Consider the following 23,869-nt stretch of genomic DNA (forward strand, 5'->3'; position numbering starts at 1 on the left):
TTTAGTTATCAGGGTTCTAGCGAATAAAACAAAGCAAATTACTCAATGAAATGTGAGATAGAAGGGCTCTATCTCACAAAAGCCGCTGAAATCTGGAGCGAATTGTGATTTATAAGGGTTCTAGCGGATAAAGCAAAGCAAATTACTCAGTGAAATGTGAGATAGAATCCCACTATCTCATAACGTCAGAAAACACCCCCAAAACTGACAAACAGTTTGGGGGTGTTTAATAGTTAAAACTATCTTATTCAGAAATTGTTGCAGAAAATTGGCTGTTGTACAAGTTTGCGTAAAAGCCGCCTTGTTCTAATAATGAATCATGTGTACCTTGTTCAATAATCGAACCTTGGTCCATGACTAGAATCAAATCAGCATTACGAATAGTAGACAAGCGGTGAGCGATAACAAAGCTCGTGCGTCCTTCCATAACTTTATCCATGGCTTCTTGGATCAGTTTCTCTAAACGAGTATCTACAGAACTGGTCGCTTCATCTAAAATCAAAATATCGGGATCAGCTAAAACTGTACGAGCAATCGTCATCAATTGTTTTTGGCCCAATGAAATATTGCTGGCTTCTTGATTGATTTCCATACCGTAACCATTTGGCAAAGTTTGGATGAAGTGATTGACGTTTGCGATGTCAGCTGCATGAATCACTTCATCATCGGTTGCTTCCAATTTTCCAAAACGAAGATTCTCCATGACAGTATCTTGGTATAACCAAGCGTCTTGGAGTACCATACCGAAATGTTTTCGCAGGTCGGAACGAGTCAATTTCTTGATATCCACGCCATCAACTTTGATACTACCGCCGTCAACGTCATAGAAGCGCATCAACAAGTTGACTAAAGTAGTCTTACCAGCGCCTGTTGGACCAACGATAGCGACCATTTCACCAGGATTGACATGAACACTGATGTCTGTCATCAAAGGATTTTTTTCATTGTAGCTGAATGAAATATGATCAAACTCAACGGTACCTTGTACTTTTTCTGGTAAAGTAGTCATCACCATACCTTGAACTTCTTCCGGTTCATCTAAGAGTTCAAAAATACGGCCAGCTGCTGCTCCAGCACTTTGCATGATACCTGACAATTGCGAGATTGTCGTAATCGGCTGATTAACTTGCCATACATATTGAACGAAAGCTTGTAAGTTCCCGATAGTCAAAGTACCGTTAAAAGCAAAGAAACTACCGATCATAGCCACTAATATATAAGCCAGATTAGAAACCAGTCCTACTATTGGAGCCATTAGAGAAGAAATAAAACTGGCTTTGAAACCATGCTCACGCAAGTTTAAGTTGCGTCTCTTGAACTCTTTGATAGAATCTTCTTCTTTTCCGTATAATTTGATTTCTGTAAAACCATTTAAGTTTTCTTGCGTAAAACCAAATAGATCTCCCAGAGCGTCTGCTTGACCACGGAATGAACTTTGTGATTTAGCAATTACCACACGAGCGACTAAAATAGCGATAGGAATGGTCATAATGACAATCAATGCTAGAGAGAAATTAAGAGTCAACATCATTACAATGGCAAAAGCAATTCCCAACACACCGTTCAATACTTGTATCAATGATTGCTGCAATGCATTGGTGATAGCATCTATATCACTGGTAACACGACTTAAAATATCTCCAATTTGATGTTTGTCAAAATAAGAAACCGGCATACGATTTATCTTAGAAGAAATATCGTTCCGTAAATCACGCATCCCTTTTTGAACTACATTTGTTAAGGTATATTGCGAAATGTATTGTGAACCGTGATAGAACATACCACGGATAAAATAGGCAATCAAAACTTTTGTTAAGTAAGGGTAATTCATCCCTGCACCTTCGATACCACGAACGATATCAGCAAGGTTAGCCGTAATTTCTGTAATGGCTAAACCGATAATGAAAGGTTCAAGGGCGCTTGAAATCGATAGTAAGACAGTTCCAAAGATAGAAATAAAGAACTGACCACGGTAATTTCTAAGATAAACCCATAACCGAGCAATTTGTTTTAGTCCTTTCATTGGTTTAATTCCTCCTCACTTAATTGAGATGATGCAATTTCACGATAAAGCGGGCTGTTTTGAAGCAGCTCTTTATGCGTTCCTTTTGCAGCGATTTCTCCTTCATCGAGTAAGATGATTTGGTCAGCATTCATAATGGAACTTACTCGTTGACCAACAATAATGGTAGTAGCGTTTTGCGTAACTTGGCTTAAACGATTTCTTAAAACAGCATCCGTTTTAAAATCTAGTGCTGAGAAACTATCATCAAATACATATATACTCGGTTTACGAATAATTGCCCGTGCAATAGACAGACGTTGTTTTTGGCCGCCAGATAAGTTGCTTCCACCTTCAGCTAAAACTGTTTCGTAATGATTTTTTAAGCGCTCGATGAACTCTTTGGATTGAGAGACATCTGAAGCTTCTTCAATTTCATTGTGAGTAGCATCCCAGTTACCATATTTCAAGTTCTCAGTGATGCTTCCTGTAAAGAGTAAAGCTTTTTGCGGTGTGAAACCAATTTTGCGTCGCAAAGCTTTCAGATTGTACTCACGAATATCAATGCCATCGACTAAAATACGTCCTTCAGTCACATCGTAAAAACGAGGAATCAACTGAACAATAGAAGATTTCCCACTTCCTGTTGACCCGATAAAAGCAACCGTTTCTCCAGGTTTAGATTCAAAACTAATATTTTTTAATACGGGTTTATCTGCATCAGGATAAGCAAAACCTACATTATCAAATGTAATGTAACCTTCTGTTTCCGTTACTTGAATACCGTTTTCATTTGGATCGATAGAGCTTTGTTTTTCCAGGACTTCTCGTAAACGATTTGCGCTGACAGAAGCTCTTGGGTACATAATGAAAATATTTGCGAACATTAATAATGAAAATAATGCATGGAAAGCATATTCGATAAAAGCGACTAAAACCCCAACTTGAATATTTCCCGCAGCGATTTGACTGGCACCTAACCAGACAATCGCAATAATTACGATATTGATAATGAGAGAAAATCCAGGTTGAGTAATAGCCACTATCTTAAACAGTCGAGAAGAGACTTTACGGTAATCATTGTTGGTATCATTGAATCGTTTTTCTTGAAACTCTTCGCGGTTGAAGGCCCGTATGACTCGTAAACCGGTTAAGTTTTCTCTCAGTATACGGTTGATATTATCTAAGAGTGACTGTTGTTTTTTAGACAACGGTTGTGTAGCACGCGCAATGAATAGAATCAATAAAATAATAATCGGCATTGCTGGAAGTACCGCAATAGCTAAATCTGGGCTGGTCTGTACAATCATCATACCGCTCACGATGATCATCAAAGGGGTAACTACACCAAGACGTAAGATCATTTCAGTAAATTGCAGCAATACAAAGGCATCGGTTGTAATACGAGTCCCAAGAGAAGAAACCCCGATTTCATTGTATTCAGCGTGAGAATATTTCATCATACTGGTATAGGCATCATTTCGCATGTCCATAGTCATGGTATTAACAATTTTACTCGATGCATAAGAATTGACGATTCTTCCGATAAAACCGAAGATAGTCAGCAATAACATAAAAATAGCATATCGCCAAATTAAAGAGCGATCGCCTGGAATGATTGCATTATCAATCATTTGTGCCAACAAAGTAGGAAGGCCTAAATTGATTAAAATAAATCCTAAGGCTCCAATAATATTGATAACGAGTAATTTAGGGTATTTCCGAAGATACTGCCAAATAAATTTCATATATATAAACGCTCCTTATCTTAAAATTTTTAATAACAACCTTAACGTAACTAAACAAAAGAAACGGCCTAATGCAGGTGCACTAGGCTCAATGAGTTTATTTTATGTTTTTATCCTACTAAAAGCAATTGCCTTCTTGCTAAAAGTGAATTTTTTTTATCTGAAGAGACTAAAACGTTAGTGAACTGGTGTGTAAAGTGGGGGATAATAAGGTGTTTTTAAACACTCCACTTCTCATAATCTTCGTCAGCCATTGATTCTACCATTCCAACCAAATACCCATTTCCAACTTGAGAGAAGAAGTCATGATTTGAAGTTCCAGTTGAGATTCCGTTCATAATAACCGGATCTACATCGTCCGCGGTATCTGGGAATAAAGGATCAAAACCTAAATTTTGCAATGCTTTATTGGCATTGTACCGCAAGAAAACTTTGACGCGCTCAGTCCAACCCATCTCGTCATACAGGTATTGAGTATAATTCACTTCATTTTGGTAAAGAGTAAACAACAATTCGTAAGTCCAGTTTTTTAACTGTTCTTGTTCGTCTTCTGGCAATTGATTGTAGGCAATTTGGAATTTATAGCCGATGTAAGTTCCGTGCACTGATTCATCGCGCAAAATCAATTTGATGATTTCTGCTACGTTTGGCAATTTGTTATTGCCTAAATAATGAAGCGGAGCAAAGAAACCTGAATAAAATAAGAAAGATTCCAGCAATACACTAGCTACTTTACGTTCTAAATCCGTTCCGTTTTGATAAACGTGGTTGATAATTTCAGCTTTCTTTTGAAGCATTTCATTTGTGTTGGTCCATTGGAAAATTTCATCAATTTCTGATTTAGTATTCAGCGTACTGAAGATAGCACTGTAACTTTTGGCATGCATGGATTCCATGAATTGAATATTATTGTATACAGCTTCTTCGTGCTGTGTACGAATGGAATTCTTTAGAGAAGCTACTCCATCTTGTGATTGAAGAGTGTCTAGTAAAGTAAGACCACCAAATACCTTTCCCATCATATCTTGTTCGTCTTTTGGAAGATTGTACCAGTCGTTTAAATCGTTTGAGACGGGGATACGTGTATCGGTCCAAAACTGTTCAACCAACTTTTCCCAAGTTAATTTATCAATCATATCCTCAATTTTGTTCCAGTTTATAGCATGATATTGTTCAGTCATTGCATCAACTTCTCCTTACTTTCGAGTTTATTCGTAGTATTCAATGTACTACGGCAGAGGAGGGCAAGGGCAAATCAAGTGACCAAAGACCTCCGCATCCTTTAGTAGAGCTGCGGTCGCTAGACACTCGAGAAAAAGACAAATTCAATTGAGGATAAAAAGTATCCTCATTTGAATTTCCTATTTTCTTGTCGTGTCTACCAAGCGACCTCCGCATCCTTTAGTAGAGCTGCGGTCGCTAGACACTCGAGAAAAAGATAAATTCAATTGAGGATAAAAGGCATCCTCAGTTGAATTTCCTATTTTCTTGTCGTGTCTCCCAAGCGACCTCCGCATCGTATAGTAGAGCTGCGAGGCCTAGCAATTTTGCAAAAAAGATAAATTATGTTTGGGACTGAGAAACGCTCCAATCATAATTTCCAATTTTTGCGTCATTGCTCCCAAGGCCTCTCCGCATCCTGTTTAAATAGTACAGCTTTCGCATTGGTTGGAGCCTATTTCTTCTGAGTTTTCTGTGAAGGTTCTGACGTAGTAAATGGATTTGATGCCTTTTTTCCATGCATAGTGTCTTAAAATGTTTAAGTCACGCGTGGTTTGCTTGTTAGTACGTCCCATTTTCCATTCGTATAATCCAGCAGGAATTTCAGATCGCATAAAGAGTGTTAAACTCATTCCTTGGTCAATGTGTTTTTGAGCTGCTGCATAGACATCAATGACTTTACGCATATCAATATCGTAAGCAGAAGTGTAGTAAGACAACGTTTCATTTGATAGATAAGGAGCAGGGTAATAAGTTTTACCTGTTTTCTTCTCTTGACGTTCTTCAATCAAACGAGTGATTGGGTGCAGGCTGGAAGACGTTTCGTTTACATAACTGATCGAACCAGTCGGCGCTACAGCTAAACGGTTTTGGTGGTACAATCCGCCAGTCATAATAGAATCTTTTAAAACTTCCCAATCTGCGGCTGTTGGTACTTGCAAATCGTCAAATAAGTGTTGTACTTTTTCGCTTTCGAAGATGAAATCTGCTGCAGTGTATTTGTCGAAATATTCTCCACTAGCGTATTTAGACTTCTCGAAGTTGTGGAAAGTTTCCTTACGTTCCATAGCGATTTGATTGCTGGCTTTCAATGTATAATAGTTCAACAACATGAAGTAAGCATCTGTAAATTCAACCGATTCCGATGAACCGTAAGTGATTTGGTTCAATGCTAAATAAGTGTGTAGGCCCATCGCACCTAAACCGATTGTATGGTAGCGGTCATTTCCATTTTTGATCGAAGGAACAGCTGAAATGCTGGATTGATCCGTAACAGTTGTCAACGCACGCACCATTGCATTCACTGATTTGCCAAAATCTGGAGATTTCATCAAGTTTACGATATTGGTCGAACCTAGGTTACAACTAATGTCAGTTCCTAAAGTTTCATAGGATTGATCATTATTGATCAGTGAAGGTTCTTGTATTTGCAAGATTTCACTACATAAGTTACTCATCGTGATCGTTCCATAAACCGGATTTTCACGGTTTGCTGTATCAATGTTGATGATATAAGGATAACCAGACTCTTGTTGCAATTTAGAGATTTCATTTTCCAAGTCACGTGCACGGATTTTTGATTTCCGTACTTCTTCATTATTTACCAAATTATCGTACTCAGCAGTAATGTCTACATAGGCAAAAGGTCTGCCATAAATGCGTTCCACATCATACGGGCTGAACAAGTACATCTGCTCATCATGGGCACACAATTCGTAGAATTTATCCGGTACAGTCAAACCAAGAGAGAGTGTTTTAACACGGACCTTTTCATCGGCATTTTCTTTCTTAGTCGATAAGAAAGAAACAATGTCCGGATGGAAGACGTTCAAATATACTGCTCCAGCACCATTGCGTTGTCCTAACTGATTTGAATAGCTGAAGCTGTCTTCCAATAATTTCATAACTGGGACAACACCGCTAGAGGCATTTTCAATTTTCTTGATTGGATCTCCTGCAGCACGCAAGTTGGACAAGTTCACTCCAACTCCGCCACCGATACGCGACAATTGCAATGCACTGTTGACGGTACGGCCGATGCTGTTCATGTCATCTGTTGCTTGGATCAAGAAACAAGACACTAATTCACCACGACGTTTACGTCCAGCGTTTAAGAAGGTAGGAGTAGCCGGTTGATAACGTTGATTGATGATTTCATCCGCAATCGTCCAAGCCAATTCTGTGTCGCCCTCTGCTAAATACAAAGCGTTAAACACAATACGGTCTTCATAACGTTCTAAGAAACGTTTGCCATCATTCGTTTTTAAAGCATATTGTGTGTAGAATTTGTAAGCCGACATAAACGAACGGAAGCGGAATTTACGGTTGTACATTTCATTAAACAAGTCTTTAACGAATTGTCTGTCGTATTGGTTCAAAAATTCTTCTTCGATATAATCGTTAGTAATCAAGTAGTTTAATTTTTCATCTAAAGTATAGAAGAAAACCGTGTTGGGATTCACATATTCCAAGAAGTAAGCACGCACGGCTTCACGATCTTTGTGCAATGGGATAGATCCATTGACTGGTCGATTCAATTCATTGTTCAGTTTAAAATAAGTGACCTCATTGGGTTTTGTAGCTAATTTAGGCTTTTCCAAGGTCGTTCACCGCTTTCTTTAATTTTTTTACATCTTCGTCATTCCCTTGAAATTCAAAGGTATGTAATAATGGTACATCATATTCAGCTGCCAAATCTTTTGCTGTAAAGACAAACAATTGAGCAAAATTCAAGTTCCCGCCGCCCGCGATGCCCTTAAAGTACTGTTTGTTATCAGCAGTTTCAAGAAAATCATTCAGAATTTCGGTAGCTTCTTTTTCATAGGTCGGCGTAACGATCACAAAAGGTTCGTTAATACTGATAAATGGATTTGTCGGAGTCAATTCCAACAAATCCATATCTAATTTTTGAACAAATTTTCTCGTTTGGCCGGTTAAAGAAATAAAAACTATTTTCATGCTAATTGGTCCAATAAATCTGGGCGGAATCCATTAAATGCATCTTGTCCATCAGCTAAGATGACAGGTACAGAGCTGAAACCTAATTCTTTGACTTCTGCTAATGCTTCTTCAGACTCAAATATATCTTTTATTTCGTAAAGAACACCTTTATCATCTAAGTATTTTTTGGTAAAATTACATTGCATGCAATTTGGTTTTGAGTAAATTACGATAGTTTTATCAGCCATTTTTCATTCTCCTTTGAACTTTTCTCTTAGTAGTTTTTATTCTACACTCCTTCAAAGAGAGTTGCAATCGAAATACTATATTTTGATAAATTATCCTATTCACAAGCTTCTAAACACAATATGTAGTGTTTTGCAAGCTTTTTTATTTTTGTCCGAAACAGCAAAAAAAGACTTCCATAACGCATTTTTACGGAAGTCTTTGATTTTTTTTTTATAAAGCAGGCGCATTATTTTTTTTTACTCGACTTACAAACTCAGTAAAGAGTTGTTGCATTTTTTTATCGGTTTTAATCATCAACTCTGGATGCCACTGAACGGCTACGATACTAGTTTCAGGATCTTTAGCTTCAAAAGCTTCAATCAATCGGTCCTTGCTCCAAGCAACTGCTTCAAATGGATCTGCTAATTCTTTGATGGCTTGATGATGATAAGAATTGACAACATAAGTCGTTCCGTAAATTCTAGCTAAACGACTGTCGGGATCAATAGTCACCGTATGAGCTCCATTGTCATACATCGTTTGTTGAATATGTTGCACGGTCAAATCTGAGTAAGAGCTAGCCAGATCTTGATACAAAGAACCTCCGAAAGCCACATTTAAGATCTGCATCCCACGGCATACTGCTAAGATTGGTTTCTTTTGCTGAATGGCTTCATTGATCAAAGCTATTTCAAAAGTATCTCGAATAGGACTAGTTGTTCCTAAAGCAGGAATCGGTTCTTCACCATACAATAGAGGGGAAACATCTTGACCACCAGCTAATAATAATCCATCGATTCGCGAAATGTATTCTTTCGCATCTTCTGGGTTTCCAAGCGGGAGGACAGAAGGCAGACCGTAAGCGGTCGTTATTCCCTCTACAAAACCTTGAGGAGTATACGTAATCGGCAATCCATCAAAATTAGGCGATTGTGGGGTTAAAATATTTCCCGGAATTCCAATAATCGGTTTCATCAATACACTTCCTTTCCAAAAGCAAACCAATCCATTATGGTTAGCCCTTATTTTACATGAATTAGGATGAAAAAGGTAGTGCGACTATAATGTGGATGAGGAAAACTTGTTTAAATTACATTGTGCTTAATTTAACATGCTTGTGCGTTTGAAAGTTTTTTTATGTCTTTAATGTTGTTTTAACAATGTGTAAATATTGTTCGTTTTTGTATAAAGTAGTGAAAATATACGATTATTCTGTTATTATTAGCCTATTAAAGGAAGCAGAGAAAAGAGGGATTCTTCATGTCAGTTTTAGAAATCAAAGATTTGCATGTTTTTATAGAAGAAAAGGAAATTTTAAAAGGGGTCAATTTGGTCATTAAAACAGGTGAGATCCATGCCATTATGGGACCAAATGGGACAGGGAAATCCACCTTATCAGCAGCTATCATGGGACATCCAAGCTATACTGTCACAAAAGGCAAGATTTTATTAGATGGAGAAAATGTGCTGGAAATGGAAGTGGATGAACGCGCTCGAGCGGGATTATTTTTAGCAGTCCAATACCCAAGTGAGATTGCTGGGGTCACGAACGCTGAGTTCATGCGAGCAGCTATCAATGCCAGAAGAGCAGAAGACGACAAAATCGGCGTCATGTCATTTATTAAAAAATTGGATGAAAAAATGGCAGTATTAGATATGCCGGAAGAAATGGCTGAACGTTATCTGAACGAAGGATTTTCCGGCGGGGAGAAGAAGCGAAATGAGATTTTGCAATTGATGATGATTGAGCCTACTTTTGCTATTTTAGATGAAATCGATTCAGGATTAGATATCGATGCCCTGCAAGTGGTGTCTAAAGGGGTCAACGCGATGCGTGGAGAGAACTTTGGTTCATTGATTATTACGCATTACCAACGTTTATTGAATTATATCGTGCCAGATGTAGTGCACATCATGATGAACGGTAAAGTGGTCTTGACTGGTGGAGCCGAATTGGCCAGACGTTTAGAAAGTGAAGGGTACAAAGGGATCAGCGAAGATTTAGGATTAGAAGTAGAAACCACTGAAGGTTAGGAGGAAATGAGATGAAAGTTACGAGTTCTTTGAACCACTTTGAAGCTGTAAAACAATTTTCTCAAAAACACCAAGAACCAGAGTGGATGTTGGAATTAAGATTAGAAGCTTATGATCAGATTGACCAACTGGAGCTTCCGGTTATTGAGAGGGCTCATTATGAACGTTGGCCGCTAATGGAAGTACCGGCAAGTACATTTGAAGACGACGAATCTTTTTCAGGTATTGTTTTATCTGAAGACAGCGCGCAACGTGTGGTGCAATTCGGGAAGAATACAGTAGAAGAAACTTTGCCGCAAAAATTGATCGATCAAGGCGTAATCTTCACGGATTTGTTCACAGCTGTTAAAGAACATGGGGATTTAGTCAAAGAAGTCTATATGCAGTTAGCCGTCAAGTTCAATGAAGACAAATTGACAGCTTTCCACACAGCGTTTATGAACAGTGGACTTTTTCTATATGTTCCTAAAAACGTCATTGTGGAAGAACCATTTGAGGCTGTCTTTGTTCAAAACAGCCAACTGCAAGAATTATTTGCCAAACACATCTTGATTTATGCAGACGAGAACAGTGAATTCACGTATGTAGAGCGTTTCGAAACGATTGGTGAGGAAAAGGCTGCTGCTTCGATTATTGCGGAAGTAATCACCAAATCAGGGGCCAAAGCGAAGTATTCAGCAGTGGATCAGCTTGGAGAAAACACGGTCTCGTACTTTAACCGCAGAGGGCATTTATTGCAAGACTCAAGATTGGAGTGGGCGATAGGGGTGATGAACGGCGGAAATGTGATCGCAGATTTTGATACTGATCTGATGGGAGAAGGTTCCCACAGTGAGATCAAAGTGGTAGCCATCAGCATGCATCAGCAGGTTCAAGCGATCGACACTCGAGTCACCAATTTTGGTCGTCATAGTGTAGGGCATATTTTACAACATGGCGTTATCAAAGACCGCGCTACGCTGACTTTTAACGGAATCGGACACATCATTAAAGGCGCAAAAGGGGCTGATGCTCAACAAGAAAGTCGAGTGTTGATGCTGTCGGATAAAGCCCGTGGCGATGCTAATCCCATTTTATTGATTGATGAAAATGATGTAACGGCAGGTCATGCGGCCAGTGTTGGTAGGGTAGATCCAGAAGAAATGTACTATTTGATGAGTCGCGGGATTCCAAAAGCTGAAGCAGAACGATTGGTGATCCGTGGTTTCTTAGGTTCGGTGATTGCAGCCATTCCATTGAAGAGCATTCGTGAGGATTTGGTCAGTACCATTGAAGGGAAGCTGTTGTAATGAAGTTGAACAGTCACCAGTTAAAAAAAGATTTCCCGATACTAAAACAACAAATCAATGATGAACCGTTAGTTTACCTAGACAATGCAGCGACTACACAAAAGCCTGTTGTTGTATTGAATGCTTTGCAAACTTATTACGAAACCTCCAATGCTAATGTACATCGCGGTGTTCATACATTAGCGGAACAAGCCACTGCTCAATATGAAGCCGTGAGAGAAAAAGTGCGTGAATTTATCCATGCTGAGGAAACAGCGGAGATTATTTTTACTCGCGGTACGACCACCTCATTGAACTGGGTTGCCAGAAGTTATGGAGAAGCCAATGTTTCTAAAGGAGACGAGATCGTGTTGTCTTATATGGAACATCATTCCAACTTGATTCCATGGCAACAACTGGCCAAGAAAACAGGAGCGGTGTTGAAATTCATTCCGCTATTGAATTCTGGAGAAGTGGATATGTCAGCAGCGGAAGAGTTGATTGGAGAGCAAACTAAAATTGTTGCTATCAGCCATTGTTCTAATGTGCTGGGGAGTATCAATCCTATAGCAGAATTGGCGGAACTGATTCACAAAACTGGTGCCGTTTTAGTAGTGGATGGCGCTCAGGCCGTGCCGCACATGCCGGTAGATGTTCAAGCATTAGGTGCCGACTTTTACGCATTTAGCGGACACAAGATGTTGGGACCGACTGGTATAGGCATCTTATACGGAAAAAGACACTTATTAGAACAAATGGAACCTGTTGAATTTGGCGGGGAAATGATCGAACTGGTGGAAGAGGAGGACAGTACTTGGAAAGAACTGCCTTGGAAGTTTGAAGCGGGAACCCCTAATGTTGCAGGCGTGATTGGACTGGGAGCAGCTATCGATTACTTATCCATAATTGGGATGGAAAATATACACGCTATGGAGCAAGGGCTGATTGCTTATTTATGGCCGCAACTGGAGAAAATAGATGGTGTGACCGTGTATGGCCCAACAGATCCATCTGTTCGCACAGGAGTGGTGGCCTTCAATTTAGAGGGCATCCATCCGCACGATGTCGCTACCGCTTTAGATATGGAAGGGATAGCGGTTCGGGCTGGGACTCATTGCGCTCAACCGTTGATGCGTCAATTGAACGTGCATTCTACTGTTCGAGCGAGTTTTTATGTGTACAATACCACAGAAGATGTGGACAAATTTGTGGAAGCTATTCAAGCAGTAAAGGAGTTTTTCCAACATGGCATTATCTAAATTAGACCAGCTTTATCGACAAGTGATCCTTGATCATTCTCAATACCCGCATCACGAGGGGGGATTGGCAGAATCGACCCATCAAATTGAACTGACTAATCCAACTTGTGGAGATGTGATTCAATTGCATTTGAGAATCGAAGATAACCTGATTAAAGACATTCGTTTTTCTGGACACGGTTGTACCATCAGTCGTGCCAGTGCAAGTATGATGACGGATGTGATGATAGGGAAAACAGCAAAGGAAGCCTTTGAACTGACCCATCTGTTTTCAGAATTGGTCCAAGGCAAAGAAGTTTCTAAAGTAGAGGCTTTAGGCGATGCAGCGCTGTTGAATGGTGTAGCGAAATTTCCTGCGCGGATCAAATGTGCCACCTTATCGTGGAAAGCACTGGAAAAAGCACTGGCTGCTGCGGAACAGGACCAGAATTAAAGGAGGCAAAAATGAATGACATCTGAATTACAATTTGAAGATTACAAATTTGGTTTCCATGATGATGTGGAGTCAGTTTATTCTACGGGAAAAGGCGTTTCAGAATCTGTGGTGAGGGAAATTTCTGCCCGCAAACAAGAGCCGCACTGGATGTTGGATTATCGATTGAAAGCCTACCAGCACTTTTTGAGTCGACCCATGCCTGAATGGGGAGCAGATTTATCTGAGATTCATTTTGATGAAATCACGTATTACCGAAAACCCAGTGATAAACCCGAGCGCAGTTGGGATGATGTGCCGGAGAAAATCAAGGAAACCTTTGAAAGAATCGGTATTCCGGAAGCCGAACGTAAATATCTGGCTGGAGCGGGAGCACAATATGAATCCGAAGTGGTTTACCACAACATGAAAGAAGAATATGAAAAACTAGGAATCGTTTTTTTAGACACCGATACAGCTTTGAAAGAATACCCTGAAATTTTTAAAGAACATTTTGGAACTGTCGTACCGCTAACCGATAACAAGCTGGCTGCACTGAATTCAGCCGTCTGGTCTGGCGGAACCTTCATTTATGTCCCGAAAGGCGTCCGCATTGATGTTCCTTTGCAAATGTATTTTCGGATCAATGATGAAGGCATGGGTCAATTTGAACGGACATTGATCGTGGTGGATGAAGGAGCTAGTGTACATTATGTCGAAGGCTGTACAGCACCAACTTTTTCGTCCAGCAGTCTGCACGCTGCAATTGTAGAGATCATCGTCAAGAAAGACGCCTATTGTCGCTATACGACGATCCAAAATTGGTCGGACAATGTGTATAACTTGGTGACGAAACGGGCGACAGCTGCTGAAGGAGCCACGATGGAATGGATCGATGGCAATCTTGGGGCGCGTACAACTATGAAGTACCCGAGCATCTTGTTGAATGGTCGAGGGGCAACGGGAACGATGCTGTCTATTGCGATGGCAGGAAAAGGTCAGAACCAAGATACCGGAGCTAAAATGATTCACAACGCACCCAATACATCTAGTTCTATAATTTCAAAGTCTATTGCTAAAGACGGCGGAGAAGTCAATTATCGCGGACAAGTGACCTTTGGAAAAAATTCTGGTGGATCCATCTCACATATCGAATGCGATACGATTATCATGGATGATTTATCGAAATCTGATACGATTCCTTTCAATGAAATTCACAATGGGAACGTTTCGTTGGAGCATGAAGCGAAAGTATCCAAAATCTCTGAAGAACAACTGTATTATTTGATGAGTCGCGGATTGACGGAGCAGCAAGCGACTGAAATGATTATTATGGGATTTGTAGAGCCATTTTCGAAGGAGTTACCGATGGAATACGCGGTGGAATTGAACCGGCTAATTGCTTATGAGATGGAAGGGTCAGTGGGATAACGAATTCTAAGAGCATTAACATAGTACAACATCAATTTTTTGAATATTTTTTACTGAAGCGAGCCAGACTAATTGCTCTTGCTAAATCAAAAGGTGATAAATTTTTAATAGGTGAAAGATGGAATTCACACTCATTTTTTTAGTAGGAGAATCAGGGAATGGCGATTAATTTTATCAGAGATAGAGGGTAAAACTTAAAAACCTGAAAATAATTAGTGTACAAATGCTATAGAGAATACTAATAAGTATTCACGTTGTATTTACTTTTTGCATTTGGTATTATATAAGCAAAGGAATAGAAAGGTGCTGACAGAGGATGAAGACTAGAAAACAAGGTAATGCAATTGTTTTAACGGTGCCGACTAAATTTAATATTAAACCTGATCAAGAATATGTAGCTGTAAAAGGAGAATTGGGAAGTATCACATATATCCCTAAAATAGAAAATATATTTGAAAATGCACAAAAAAAAGGTGTTGACTTGCGTTTTGAGGATGCATTCGAGGAAGATAGACATTTAATTGGAAGAGAAGAAATATAAGATGGTCTATTCTATCGAAGGTTATACCCCAAAACAAGGAGATATTATTTGGTTAAATTTTAATCCAAGTGCTGGTAGAGAAATACAAAAGAAACGGCCGGCGTTAGTCATTAGTTCGAATGCCTACAATGGTAGTACAGGATTTATACTGGTTTGTCCAATTAGTACTTCAAAAAAAGAAAGACCTGGTTTTGTTTCATTGACTCAGGAACATTCCATTCGTGGGAAAGTCAATGCTATGCAAATCAAAGGATTTGATTTCTTAGCCAAAGAAAGAGAAGTACGGTTTGTAGAGAAGGCAACTGCAACTGAAGTAGGGATGGTTGCTCAAATTGTAGGACATATCTTTAGTTTCGATAGTTTACTGAGCGAATAAAAAAATAATACAGTGAGACGACAGACCCTCTATAAGAACCACCACCAGACAAATACCTCAGTATGATGCTGGACTAAACAAATAAAAAAATCTAAAGACCATCAAGGATTAGAGTAAATCTAATTTTTGAGGGTCTTTTTTCTAGGACAAGATACGGAGTTGAGTTTAAGCTACAGGCTATTAATGAATAGTTAAATATTTCTGATCTACAAAGAGTCAACAACGAAATAGGCTAGTTCTAATAAAGGTAAAATTTAATCAGTTATGAAGAACTGGAGGCAAGAGTAAATAGTTTAATCAAATAGGGATTATCCTGTTTGATTAAAAGGAACATTAGCTGACGGGAGCATTTTTGAATCACCCATTTATTCTAGTTAATCAATTGAATAATAAATAGGGTATTAATCAACTAATTACCTTTATTGTTCAGCATATGTTATTTATTCGGTAAAAACAGATTTTTCATGATTTTTAATCGTTAAAAATAAAATATTTAATTGAAACACGAATATTAATCGTTATTTTTTGAACTTTATTTGCTAAAACGGTTGTCCATTACTTTTTTTACGGTTATACTGACTTGTGTAGAAATACGAACATTAACCATTATCGAAAAGGATACAAGGTTTTTTTGAGATTTTGTATCTTTTCATTTTTTGAGGAGGATTTATCTTATGTCGAAAAAAATCCCGTATCTGATATTAGCACCGGGATTCATTTTGTTGGTTTTCTTTTTGTTGATACCACTAGTATCCATTATTTGGCCAACTTTTTATAATGGAGCATTGTCGTTTGATTCATACATTTCTTTTTTTAAAGATACATATAATGTAGGGATTTTCATTCGTACCATTCGGGTTTCTGTAGTTGTGACGATCCTCTGTATCATTCTTGGGGTTCCTACTGCTTACTTTATAGCCGGAACTTCTACAAAATGGCGAGGATTGTTAATGGCACTTACTTTATTTCCAATGTTGACCAATTCGGTTATTCGAAGTTTTGCATGGATCAATTTACTAGGACAAAACGGGGTAATCAATAAGTTGCTCACAACTATAGGTGTCATTTCTGAGCCTTTGACTTTATTGTATACAGAGTTTTCCATTATTATTGGATCCATTTATTTATTTTTGCCTATTTTGATTATCACATTAGTAGGTGTGATGGAAAATATCAATCCAGAAATCATGGAAGCGGCAGAAACTCTAGGAGCGAGTCGCATAAAAGCGTTCCTCAAAGTTGTTTTACCGTTAAGCATTCCAGGAATCATCGTAGGAAGTATTCTGGTATTTACTGGCACATTGACAGCTTATACCACTCCTCAGCTACTTGGAGGCAACCGTAATATGATGCTGTCAACGTTTCTGTATCAAAATGCTATGACTTTAGGGAATTGGGAAGATGCCAGTGTCATTGCATTGATCATGATTGTGACTACTTTGGTCGTTATGAAAGGTTTTAACTTGATTGCTAATAGAATCGACAAGCGAGGTGAACAGGATGCGTAAACAAAGAGGGTTGTCGATATTCGCCGGAGCTGTATTTGCTTTCTTGTTTATTCCTTTAATCATTATCACGATAACAGCTTTTGGAGAAAATGCGACCATTCAATTTCCCATTAGTGGATTTACATTTCAATGGTTTACAGCTGTTTTTGAAAATCAGTCTTTTATGGACAGCTTTTTATTGAGTTTAGAGGTTTCGTTACTGGCAACTTTGTTGGCGTTGATTATTGGTATTCCTGCTGCATATGCTTTAACTAGGCATGGTGTGAAAGGGAAAAGCTGGATCAAAAGTTTTTTCTTATCCCCAACGATTATTCCAGGTGTCGTAGTAGGATATTCGCTGTTTCAATTTATCGTTATTCGTTTGCAAATTCCTCTATTCCAGGGCTTACTGTTAGGGCATTTTTTAATCAGTCTGCCTTACATTATTCGTGTAGTAGGTTCGAGTTTAGAACAATTGGATTTTTCGATCGAAGAAGTGGCTTGGACTTTAGGAAGTACTAAGATCAAAGCGTTTGTCAGTATTGTATTGCCAAATATTTCTTCCAGTATATTTGCTTCTTTTATGCTGGCCTTTATCAATTCGTTTAACAATATTCCTGTGTCGCAATTTTTATCTGGTCCTGGTATTTCAACATTGCCGACCACTTTAATGAATTACATTGAATACAATTATGATCCAGTAGTTTCTGCATTGTCTGTGCTTTTAATGCTGGGAACGATCACTTTGATGTTTTTAATTGAAAAAACGCTTGGGCTAGCAAAAGTAGTCTAGTCAGTCAATCGAAGAAGAAAGATTTTCTCGCTTTATCAGTCGATTGGTTAAATATCCTTAAGGAGGACATGTGCTGTTATGTCATTTGTTGACTTAGAAAATATCCGTGTGAGTTATGACGGGAAAAATAATATCTTGAAAGAACTGAATCTATCTATGGAAAAAGGGGAACTGATCTCATTATTAGGACCATCGGGTTGTGGCAAAACAACCACTTTACGGGTTATTGCAGGTCTGATTGAGCCGAATGATGGCACCTTTACTGTAGGGGAGACTGATTTGACAAAAGTTCCTGTCCACAAACGTAACTTTGGGATGGTTTTCCAAAGCTATGCATTGTTTCCGCATTTAACTGTGAAAGAAAATGTGGGTTTTGGATTGAAACTGAGAAAAGAAAAAAAAGAAGTCATCGAGAGAAAAGTGCAAGCTATTTTGGAAGCTACTGATTTATCTGATTATGCTGAGCGTTATCCTAAACAACTGTCTGGAGGGCAACGTCAGCGTGTGGCTCTTGCTCGGGCTTTAGTGATTGAACCACAATTATTATTGTTGGATGAACCTTTAAGCAATTTGGATGCTAAGTTACGCATCAGCATGCGGATTGAGATCAAACGGATCCAACGTAGTTTAGGGATAACGACAGTCTTTGTGACGCATGATCAAGAAGAATGTTTTTCGATTTCAGACAAAGTAGCGGTTATGAATAATGGAGTCATTGAACAATACGATTCTCCGGAAGAAATTTATAAGAAACCTAAAACAGAGTTCGTGGCTCGTTTTATTGGATTTGAAAATTTCTTTCAGTTGACCAAACAAGGCACACATTCCTATGTGACTTCAGATGGAACACTAATTGAAACAGAGCACACAGCAGTTAGACAACAAGCCACCGGAACGATTCGGCCAGATGATATTTTACTTGCTGCACAGGATCAGGAGCTGCCGTCGAATAGTTTAGCCGGTACGATCAGAGTCCGTACGTTTTTAGGGAAAAGTTATCAATACGAAATAGAAACTGCTATTGGGAAATTGTTAGTCAATGATGTACAGGTACCTGGCTACCAAGTCGGAGAGAACGTTTTTGTGGTTATTCCAAAAGAAAAATTGATTTTAGTTTAGCCAATTATAAAAGGGGGATTTTTGAGTCATGAAAAAGAAAGCTGTTTTAGCAAGTTTAACGGTGATGAGTGGGTTGGTATTAGCGGCATGTGGACAAGAAGCAAGTGGAGAGAATAAAGAACTAGTTATATCCACATTTGGCTTAAGTGAAGATATTATGCAAGAAGATATTTTTGCACCATTTGAAGAAGAACACGGTGTGGATATTGTAGTAGAGACAGGCACGAGCTCTGAACGGTACACTAAATTTGAAAATAACCCTAACTCAACGGTGGATATTATTGACTTGCCGCAATCAAATTCCTCTCAAGGAGCGACAGCAGGATTATTTGAAGAAATCGATACAGAAAAAATCCCGAATTTAGCCGAATTGATCGATAGTGCAAAAGAATTGAGTGAAAATGGGTCTGGAGCAGCGTATACCGTGAACAGTATTGGTATCATTTATGATGAAGAAGCTGCTGGTATGAAAATTGATGAATTCTCTGATTTATGGGATCCATCACTTCAAGGGAAAATCTCTATTCCAGATATTGCTACGACTTTTGGACCTTCGATGATGTATGTAGCTAGTGATTATAAAGGAGTAGACATTACAACGGATAACGGAGAAGCAGCTTTTGCAGCGTTGGAAGAACTTTCTCCTAATATCGTCAAAACATACACTAAGTCTTCAGATCTGGCGAATATGTTCCAATCAGGTGAAATCGTTGCGGCAGTTGTGGGAGATTTTGCGATTCCAATGATTTCAGAAGCTCATCCAGTGGTGCAATATATTGTTCCGGCTTCTGGAACGTATGCTAATTTTAATACCGTAAACATCAATGCAAATTCAGAAAACAAAGAAATGGCTTATCATTTTGTGAATTGGAGACTAAGCGAAGAATTGCAAACCATCACAGCAGCGTCATTAAACGAAGCTCCAACAAATAAACAAGTTGAACTAAGCGGAGAAGTAGCTGAAAACAAAACCTATGGAGAGATTGCAGAGTTAACTAAACCAGTAGATTTCGAATTTGTAAATCCACAAATGGATGATTGGATCAGCACATGGAATAGAACACTAAACCAATAAATTAAAGCTTAGAAAATTTAAAAAATAACCTCTTTTCAGTTAGAGGTTATTTTTTATGTAAGAACCAGCAGAGAGGTGAGTGGCATGAAAATAGATACACTTATAACAAATGTACAAGTATTCAATAGTTTTTTGAAAATATTTGAGTGGAAAGATGTTGCGATTCTTAACGGTAAATTCTTTTCAATTGGAATAAATAAATCGATGGAGCTGCAGCCTGAAGCTACGATTGATGCGAAGGGGAAATACATGATTCCAGGATTGATCGATATTCATATGCATATTGAAAGTTCCATGATTCTTCCTTCTATTTTTTCAAAAGCGGGTTTGTCTCATGGAGTAACCACAGTGGTGGCTGATGCTCATGAAATCGTAAATGTATTTGGTGTAGAAGGAATGGATGCCTTTATGAATGAAGAAACAGAAATGGATATTTTTTATGCGATTCCTTCTTCTGTTCCGTCAACGATTCCGGAAATAGAAACAACAGGTGGTTTCATAGGAGTAGAAGAGGTTCAGCGGTTATTAAACCATCCTAAAGTGATTGCTCTTGGAGAAGCGATGAATTTTGATGGCATTGTGAATGATCCAGATTCTTTGATCCGTCAAATTTTGCATACCGTACAAGAAAAGAAACCTTTTATGCCTATTGAAGGGCATGTGCCGCTAGTCTCTGGACTAGATTTGGCTAAGTTTATGTACCAAGGGATAACAGCGGATCACACACAGCAAACGCCAGAATCTATTTACGAGAAAGTCAGCAGTGGGATGTTCATTGAGTTACAGAAAAAGTCGCTAACCAAAGAAAATATGCAGGCCATAGTAAAAAATCAATTTTATGAATATTGTGCCATTGTGACAGACGATATTATGGCAGATGATTTGCTGAAGGGGCATTTAAATGAAAATGTTCGCTTGGCGATTGATGCAGGTATTCCCGTTGAACAAGCTATTTACATGAGTACCTATACACCAGCGAGAAGGATGGGATTTCAAGATCGAGGGGCGATCGTTTCCGGTTTTAAAGCCGATTTTATTTTGCTGGAAGATCTAGCTGGAATAGAAATTTCATCAGTGTATAATGCAGGGGAATTAGTGCATACAAATGGGGATGAGATAGGCTACCCCGAAACTAAGACGGTTTTCCCTAGTGCCTTTTATTCTTCTGTTCATTGTAAAAAAGCTGAGAGAAGCGACTTTCAGATTGGTGCTGAAGGAAAATCTGCTCTTTGTAATGTGATTCGCATTGCTGAAGTCGGTACCTTTACTGAATGTGTCCAAAGAGAAATACCGATAAAAGACGGTTACCTAGATTGGGAATCAAGTGGTTTAGCATTAATTGTAGTGATGGAGCGTTATGGAAAGACTGGAAACAAAGCGTATGGATTAGTCGAAAATGCACTGACCAAAAAAGGAGCAGTGGGAACAACTTGGTCACACGATCACCACAACTTAATGGTGATGGGAACATCGATTGAAGATTTAGTAGTGGCACAAAATAAATTGATTGAGATTCAAGGGGGCTATTTGACCGTTCGAAACAAACAAGTAGCCAGTTGTTGTCCTCTGTTGATTGGTGGCATTATCAGCGATGCACCAATCCAAGTTATTGGTCAGCAGTTAGGAGAGGTCAGACAAGGAATGATTGATTTAGGTTACCGAAACTCTAATGAGATTATGTCTTTTTCGACGTTATCTTTACCTGTTTCTCCAGCCATAAAAATTACGGATAAAGGGATGTTTGATGTGCGAACTCAACGCCCAATTCCATTAATGGAGGTAATTAGATGAAGACGTTGATTAAAAATAGTCATATCTTAACGATGGATGCAAAATTCACTGAATATTCTGATGGTTACTTAATTATAAAAGATACTAAAATTATAGAAATTGGTCCGTATAATCAGTTTTTACAATCAGAAAGTAACTTTGATGAAGTGATTGACGCTCGTCAAGCAATCATGATTCCTGGAATGGTAAATACGCATACTCATATCGGGATGATTCCTTTTCGCTCATTAGGAGATGATTATCCTGATCGATTGCGTCGTTTTTTATTTCCATTAGAAATTGCTTGTATGACCGAACAGTTGGCATATCACAGTGGGAAATATGCTATTGCTGAAATGCAGATGGCTGGTATTACTACTTTTACAGATATGTATTATTTTGAAGATACTCTAGCACAAGCTACGGATGAAATGAAATCCCGAGCCATTTTAGGAGAAACGGTTGTGGACTTTCCAACTTGTGATGCGCCAACAGCTCATGGCGGGATTGAGTACGCCAAAAAGTTTATTCCAAAATGGCTCGACCATGAATTGATTACCCCAGCGATTGCACCGCATGCGCCAAACACTAATGACCCAAAAGCTTTAAAAGCAGCTGCTGAACTAGCAGAGGAGTATGGAGTACCCATGACCATGCACGTAGCAGAAATGAATTATGAAATGGACCATTTTAGAGAAAAGTATAATGCTACACCAGTAGAGTTCTTACAATCTCTTGGTGTTCTCAGTCCTCGTTTTATCGCGGCTCATTGCATTCATTTGTCTGACCAAGATTTGCAGATATTGAAGCAAGAAGGTGTGAGTGTGGCACATTGCATTGGAGCCAACACCAAGTCTGCTAAAGGGGTGGCTCGAGTAAAAGACATGTTGGAATTGGGAATTCCTGTAGGACTAGGCACAGACGGGCCAAGCAGCGGCAACACACTAGATTTGTTTACGCAAATGAAATTAGTGGCTAATTTTCATAAGACAACCTTACAGGATAGAACAGCTTTTCCAGCTAAAGATATTGTGGCGATGGCTACTATTGAAGGAGCAAAAGTATTGAATATGTCCAATGAGATCGGCTCTTTGGAGGTGGGGAAAAGGGCTGATGTAGTCTTAGTTGAAACAACTTCAGTAAACATGTTTCCTATCTTTGACCCTTATGCAGATTTGGTTTATTCTGCGAATGCATCAAATGTACAAGATGTCTTTATCAATGGGACAGCATTGGTTCGAAATAAGCAGCTTGTTTATCATGAATTAACGGTTTTGCGTTCAAATCTAGCCTCTGAAATGGTGTACTTTTCAAAAAAAGCGAAAGAGTTAGCTTAAAAAATCATGGTAGTAGAGTTTGCTCTCTACATCATCGGTTCTTTTGCTTTTGGAAATATATAAGTAAAAGAGCAGAAAGGTGTTGATAGGGAATGAGGAGAAGTATCACATTTATGCCTAAAGTAGGAAATATAGTTGAAAATGCATTAAGAAATGGAAAATTGTGGTGTGAGAATGAAGTTGAAAGAGATAATCATCTAATGGGAAGAGAAAAAATTTAAAGTGGTATATTCAATTAAAGTCTATATCCAAAATAAATTAAAAACAGCACCAGACTAAGTTGAGTCGGTGCTGTTTTTAATTTATTTCATTTCAAAGTTTTTTACTGCTTTTGGCGTTCATTTTTAAAATGCATATCATTCTCCATGGTGCATTAATAGATAATGCTTACCTAGGTATCACAATTCTTTCCCCAACAAATCTTGATAAACACACAGCGCAGCTCCTGCAACAGCACCGGTATATTGAGAATAGGGTTCGACAATAATTTGCGGATGTCGTGGTAAGGTTAATAACTTAGGGTCATAATCGAGCAATTCAGAAAGCAAATCAACAATTTTGGGTTCTGAAAGCAGTTTGCTGTGCAGATAGACTTTATTGGCATCAATCATCATGTTAATTTTGAAGCACCGATTGAACGAAAAGAAGAATTATCCAAGATTTGCTATCGGCTACATGAAGTAAGAGTTTATGAATTGGAACTATAAATAATTGCAAAAATGTGAAGAATAAATTTTTGAAGGCATGAAAAATCAAATGCGCTTTTATAATTAAAGTGTTGTATTTGGAACAGAAGGCAAATTTTCAGAAAAATTAGTGTTCTCAGAT

The 23,869-nt window shown here is 38.6% G+C and carries 22 protein-coding genes; 14 read left to right on the forward strand and 8 right to left on the reverse strand.

Translation table 11 applies throughout. The features are described from left to right. Positions 1 to 244 precede the first annotated feature (244 nt). From ACEN36_RS02450 to ACEN36_RS02480, 7 genes are all read right to left on the reverse strand, one after another. The gene (locus tag ACEN36_RS02450) at positions 245 to 2,023 is read right to left on the reverse strand and encodes an ABC transporter ATP-binding protein (RefSeq protein WP_407125857.1); all 1,779 of its coding nucleotides are present in this window, start codon (positions 2,021 to 2,023) and stop codon (positions 245 to 247) included. Further along, complete coding sequence (locus ACEN36_RS02455; protein WP_407102169.1) at positions 2,020 to 3,750, reverse strand: ABC transporter ATP-binding protein; 1,731 nt, start codon at positions 3,748 to 3,750, stop codon at positions 2,020 to 2,022. Before ACEN36_RS02455 ends, ACEN36_RS02450 begins: the two co-directional genes overlap by 4 nt. Before the next feature lie 218 nt (positions 3,751 to 3,968). Further along, positions 3,969 to 4,931, reverse strand: a complete 963-nt coding sequence (nrdF, locus tag ACEN36_RS02460; RefSeq protein ID WP_407125858.1) for a class 1b ribonucleoside-diphosphate reductase subunit beta — start codon at positions 4,929 to 4,931, stop codon at positions 3,969 to 3,971. Positions 4,932 to 5,393: 462 nt separating this feature from the next. Beyond that, on the reverse strand, positions 5,394 to 7,571 hold the full coding sequence (nrdE, locus tag ACEN36_RS02465) for a class 1b ribonucleoside-diphosphate reductase subunit alpha (RefSeq protein ID WP_407096887.1): 2,178 nt from the start codon (positions 7,569 to 7,571) through the stop codon (positions 5,394 to 5,396). Next, a complete protein-coding gene (locus ACEN36_RS02470) occupies positions 7,558 to 7,929 on the reverse strand; it encodes a ribonucleotide reductase stimulatory protein (protein ID WP_407096886.1) in 372 nt (123 codons plus the stop codon). Before ACEN36_RS02470 ends, nrdE begins: the two co-directional genes overlap by 14 nt. Then, complete coding sequence (gene nrdH / locus ACEN36_RS02475; protein ID WP_407096885.1) at positions 7,926 to 8,159, reverse strand: glutaredoxin-like protein NrdH; 234 nt, start codon at positions 8,157 to 8,159, stop codon at positions 7,926 to 7,928. Before nrdH ends, ACEN36_RS02470 begins: the two co-directional genes overlap by 4 nt. 211 nt (positions 8,160 to 8,370) lie before the next feature. After that, positions 8,371 to 9,114, reverse strand: coding sequence for a gamma-glutamyl-gamma-aminobutyrate hydrolase family protein (locus tag ACEN36_RS02480; protein ID WP_407096884.1), 744 nt, complete (start codon positions 9,112 to 9,114; stop codon positions 8,371 to 8,373). Positions 9,115 to 9,399: 285 nt separating this feature from the next. Here ACEN36_RS02480 and sufC point away from each other — a divergent pair, with 285 nt between their 5' ends. From sufC to ACEN36_RS02550, 14 genes are all read left to right on the forward strand, one after another. Continuing rightward, positions 9,400 to 10,173: a Fe-S cluster assembly ATPase SufC gene (gene sufC / locus ACEN36_RS02485; protein ID WP_407096883.1), complete on the forward strand. Its 774-nt coding sequence runs from the start codon at positions 9,400 to 9,402 to the stop codon at positions 10,171 to 10,173. Between the two features lie 11 nt (positions 10,174 to 10,184). Further along, positions 10,185 to 11,462, forward strand: a complete 1,278-nt coding sequence (sufD, locus tag ACEN36_RS02490) for a Fe-S cluster assembly protein SufD (RefSeq protein WP_407102166.1) — start codon at positions 10,185 to 10,187, stop codon at positions 11,460 to 11,462. After that, positions 11,462 to 12,700 carry a cysteine desulfurase gene (locus ACEN36_RS02495; RefSeq protein WP_407102165.1) on the forward strand — a complete coding sequence of 413 codons (1,239 nt, stop codon included), beginning with the start codon at positions 11,462 to 11,464 and terminating at the stop codon, positions 12,698 to 12,700. The genes sufD and ACEN36_RS02495 overlap by 1 nt, the downstream gene beginning before the upstream one ends. Further along, positions 12,687 to 13,133 (forward strand): Fe-S cluster assembly sulfur transfer protein SufU, encoded by a 447-nt coding sequence (sufU, locus tag ACEN36_RS02500; RefSeq protein ID WP_407102164.1) that lies wholly within the window; start codon positions 12,687 to 12,689, stop codon positions 13,131 to 13,133. Before ACEN36_RS02495 ends, sufU begins: the two co-directional genes overlap by 14 nt. Before the next feature lie 15 nt (positions 13,134 to 13,148). Beyond that, complete coding sequence (gene sufB, locus ACEN36_RS02505) at positions 13,149 to 14,543, forward strand: Fe-S cluster assembly protein SufB (protein ID WP_407125860.1); 1,395 nt, start codon at positions 13,149 to 13,151, stop codon at positions 14,541 to 14,543. A 316-nt stretch (positions 14,544 to 14,859) separates the two neighbouring features. Beyond that, positions 14,860 to 15,084 carry a type II toxin-antitoxin system PemI/MazE family antitoxin gene (gene mazE / locus ACEN36_RS02510; RefSeq protein WP_407096878.1) on the forward strand — a complete coding sequence of 75 codons (225 nt, stop codon included), beginning with the start codon at positions 14,860 to 14,862 and terminating at the stop codon, positions 15,082 to 15,084. Further along, positions 15,065 to 15,460, forward strand: a complete 396-nt coding sequence (locus ACEN36_RS02515) for a type II toxin-antitoxin system PemK/MazF family toxin (RefSeq protein ID WP_407125861.1) — start codon at positions 15,065 to 15,067, stop codon at positions 15,458 to 15,460. The genes mazE and ACEN36_RS02515 overlap by 20 nt, the downstream gene beginning before the upstream one ends. Before the next feature lie 674 nt (positions 15,461 to 16,134). After that, complete coding sequence (locus ACEN36_RS02520; protein ID WP_407102163.1) at positions 16,135 to 16,968, forward strand: ABC transporter permease; 834 nt, start codon at positions 16,135 to 16,137, stop codon at positions 16,966 to 16,968. Beyond that, positions 16,961 to 17,740, forward strand: a complete 780-nt coding sequence (locus ACEN36_RS02525) for an ABC transporter permease (RefSeq protein WP_407102162.1) — start codon at positions 16,961 to 16,963, stop codon at positions 17,738 to 17,740. The genes ACEN36_RS02520 and ACEN36_RS02525 overlap by 8 nt, the downstream gene beginning before the upstream one ends. A gap of 78 nt (positions 17,741 to 17,818) precedes the next feature. After that, on the forward strand, positions 17,819 to 18,859 hold the full coding sequence (locus ACEN36_RS02530) for an ABC transporter ATP-binding protein (protein WP_407125862.1): 1,041 nt from the start codon (positions 17,819 to 17,821) through the stop codon (positions 18,857 to 18,859). A 28-nt stretch (positions 18,860 to 18,887) separates the two neighbouring features. Then, complete coding sequence (locus ACEN36_RS02535) at positions 18,888 to 19,934, forward strand: ABC transporter substrate-binding protein (protein ID WP_407125863.1); 1,047 nt, start codon at positions 18,888 to 18,890, stop codon at positions 19,932 to 19,934. An 84-nt stretch (positions 19,935 to 20,018) separates the two neighbouring features. After that, on the forward strand, positions 20,019 to 21,725 hold the full coding sequence (locus tag ACEN36_RS02540) for an adenine deaminase C-terminal domain-containing protein (RefSeq protein ID WP_407125864.1): 1,707 nt from the start codon (positions 20,019 to 20,021) through the stop codon (positions 21,723 to 21,725). Further along, entirely contained in the window at positions 21,722 to 23,041 is a 1,320-nt protein-coding gene (locus ACEN36_RS02545; RefSeq protein ID WP_407102156.1) for an amidohydrolase, read from the forward strand. Before ACEN36_RS02540 ends, ACEN36_RS02545 begins: the two co-directional genes overlap by 4 nt. A gap of 92 nt (positions 23,042 to 23,133) precedes the next feature. Beyond that, positions 23,134 to 23,262, forward strand: coding sequence for a hypothetical protein (locus ACEN36_RS02550; protein ID WP_407125865.1), 129 nt, complete (start codon positions 23,134 to 23,136; stop codon positions 23,260 to 23,262). A gap of 177 nt (positions 23,263 to 23,439) precedes the next feature. Here ACEN36_RS02550 and ACEN36_RS02555 read toward each other — a convergent pair whose 3' ends face one another. Continuing rightward, positions 23,440 to 23,655 (reverse strand): hypothetical protein, encoded by a 216-nt coding sequence (locus ACEN36_RS02555; protein WP_407125866.1) that lies wholly within the window; start codon positions 23,653 to 23,655, stop codon positions 23,440 to 23,442. Positions 23,656 to 23,869: the final 214 nt, after the last annotated feature.

The sequence above is a fragment of the Desemzia sp. FAM 23989 genome (assembly GCF_045528345.1).
In the GTDB taxonomy this organism is placed as follows: Bacteria; Bacillota; Bacilli; order Lactobacillales; family Carnobacteriaceae; genus Desemzia.